Here is a 2,531-nt window from a genome sequence, read left to right on the forward strand (position 1 = left end):
ATGACGCTGCGCAATTATTCAGCATTGTAAAAGAAACTGTTTACAGATCACAGGATTACAATAATCACGTTTTATTAGATTCAAAAAAAGCATTAATGCGCAAAAAAAACACTGAATGCTAAAACAACAAAAAATGCTATTATCCAATAATCTGATGTCAGGTGTTTGTAGTTGAAAGGATGAGGATATTTTATGGATCAGGCCGGCATTATTCGCGACCTATTAATCTGGCTGGAAGGTCATCTGGATCAGCCGCTGTCGCTTGACAATGTGGCGGCAAAAGCGGGTTATTCCAAGTGGCATCTGCAGAGAATGTTTAAGGACGTGACGGGTCATGCGATTGGCGCGTATATCCGCGCACGCCGCTTATCGAAATCTGCCGTTGCGCTTCGCCTGACGGCTCGCCCGATTCTGGATATTGCCCTGCAGTACCGCTTCGACTCTCAACAAACGTTCACCCGCGCCTTTAAGAAACAGTTTTCCCAGACGCCTGCACTGTATCGTCGTTCACCGGAATGGAGCGCATTCGGTATTCGCCCGCCTCTGCGTCTGGGCGAATTTGCCATGCCTGAGCATAAATTTGTCACTCTGGAAGATATGCAACTGCTGGGTGTCACCCAGAGTTACTCCTGTTCGCTGGAGCAAATTTCCGATTTCCGCCACGAAATGCGCTATCAGTTCTGGCACGATTTCCTCGGCCACGCGCCAACCATTCCGCCTGTACTCTATGGCCTGAACGAAACGCATCCCAGCCATGAAAAAGATGACGAGCAGGAAGTGTTCTACACCACCGCGCTGCCGCAGGATCAGGCCAACGGCTACGTACAGTCGGCACAGCCGGTGCTGTTGCAGGGCGGCGAGTATGTGATGTTTACTTACGAAGGGCTGGGAACGGGCGTTCAGGAGTTCATCCTGACGGTCTATGGTACCTGCATGCCGCTCCTGAACCTGACGCGCCGCAAGGGCCAGGATATCGAGCGGTACTACCCGGCTGAAGATGCCAAAGCCGGTGACCGCCCCATTAACCTGCGCTGCGAATTCCTGATTCCGATTCGCCGTTAACGCTGTAGCTCATCCAGTGCAGGGGCATCCAGATGCGAAATGTCCCCTGCCGTTTCGACCACCCATCCCGGCGCCAGCCACAGACTTTCCTGATAATCCACCCGCGAAATCGAGCAGTTACGCAGGCGTAAGCGGCGTTCAGCGTAGGCAGGAAGTCCCAGAATCGTACTGACCAGACAGCCCAGCGCAATGCCATGACTGACCAACAGCGGACGACTCCCCTGCGGCAAATCCAGGCACGCAGCGAGCGCGCCATGAACGCGATCGCTTAACTCCTGCATCGACTCCCCTTCGGGAATCCGTCCGTCGACGGTGCCGTTGACTAACTGACGACGCCAGTTCTCTTCTTCTTCAGTCAGGGTATCAATATGACGTTTTTCCAGCACGCCCATGTGCAGCTCGCGCAGGCGAGCATCTAAGGTGATATCACAGCCACAGGCCTGGGCGATGATTTCAGCGGTGCGGCGGGTACGTCCCAAATCGCTACTAATGACGTGGGTGATGCCGAGACTTTTCGCGCGGTCACCTACCTGCATAGCTTGTTGCTCACCTTTAGCGGTCAGCGGACTGTCGGACTGGCCTTGAATGCGTCGCTCGGCGTTCCACTGCGTTTCACCGTGGCGAACAAGGTATACCTGTAACATGCTATTTTTCCGTATACTGCAAAGAGTTTTTATAAAATCGAGCTTAATTATGCACCATGTTGTCTCAGCAACCACCAATCCCGCCAAAATTCAGGCAATTCTGCAGGCATTTAACGAGATCTTCGGTGAAGGATCCTGCCATATTGAGTCTGTGGACGTCGATAGCGGCGTACCGGAACAACCCTTCGGAAGTCCTGAAACGCGTGCTGGCGCACGGAATCGGGTCGAAAACGCCCGTCGTGCGCGCCCCGATGCCGACTTCTGGGTAGCCATCGAAGCGGGTATTGATGAAGATGCGACCTTCAGTTGGGTGGTTGTCGAAAACGCCACCCAGCGTGGCGAAGCGCGTTCTGCGACGCTGCCGCTGCCTGCGGTGATCCTTGAAAAAGTGCGCGAGGGTGAAGCGCTGGGTCCGGTAATGTCACACTACACGGGTATTGATAAGATTGGCCGAAAAGAAGGGGCGATTGGCGTGTTTACCGCCGGGAAACTGACGCGCGCCAGCGTTTACCACCAGGCCGTGATTCTGGCGCTCAGCCCGTTTCATAACGCGATTTATCGTTGAGTTCGTAAGCCGGATAAGACGAAATTGTCATCCGGCGATAGTGCGGTTGCAAGCCTGATGGCGCTACGCTTATCAGGCCTACGAAATCACTTTTCAGGCGTTTTTCAACAATATGGTTTCCAGCCACTGCCGCAGTTCGACGGGCGCCGATTTCAGGCTGTTAGAGCCGCGGGTGATCGTCGCAATCCCCGCGCCCAGCTCGTTTTTAAGCTCGCGCTGGCTCATTTCGCCACGTAATAACTCTTCGATAATGCGTACAC

The 2,531-nt window shown here is 53.9% G+C and carries 4 protein-coding genes; 2 read left to right on the plus strand and 2 right to left on the minus strand.

Annotation, left to right across the window (positions count from 1 at the left end; all coding sequences use genetic code 11):
- The first annotated feature begins 192 nt into the window (after positions 1-192).
- Positions 193-1,062 carry an MDR efflux pump AcrAB transcriptional activator RobA gene (gene robA, locus AB7E14_RS22695; RefSeq protein WP_044255635.1) on the plus strand — a complete coding sequence of 290 codons (870 nt, stop codon included), beginning with the start codon at positions 193-195 and terminating at the stop codon, positions 1,060-1,062.
- Here the strand turns inward: robA and gpmB are convergent.
- Entirely contained in the window at positions 1,059-1,706 is a 648-nt protein-coding gene (gene gpmB / locus AB7E14_RS22700) for a 2,3-diphosphoglycerate-dependent phosphoglycerate mutase GpmB (RefSeq protein ID WP_044264833.1), read from the minus strand. The two genes, robA and gpmB, sit on opposite strands and share 4 nt — an antisense overlap.
- 49 nt (positions 1,707-1,755) lie before the next feature.
- Here gpmB and yjjX point away from each other — a divergent pair, with 49 nt between their 5' ends.
- Entirely contained in the window at positions 1,756-2,271 is a 516-nt protein-coding gene (gene yjjX / locus AB7E14_RS22705; RefSeq protein WP_042998028.1) for an inosine/xanthosine triphosphatase, read from the plus strand.
- A gap of 93 nt (positions 2,272-2,364) precedes the next feature.
- On the opposite strand, the gene trpR is transcribed toward yjjX, so the two are convergent.
- Positions 2,365-2,531 (minus strand): trp operon repressor (trpR, locus tag AB7E14_RS22710; protein ID WP_428170003.1); only part of this gene is annotated, 167 nt, incomplete at its 5' end.

This window comes from Citrobacter sp. (assembly GCF_050252275.1).
GTDB lineage: Bacteria > Pseudomonadota > Gammaproteobacteria > Enterobacterales > Enterobacteriaceae > Citrobacter_A > Citrobacter_A amalonaticus.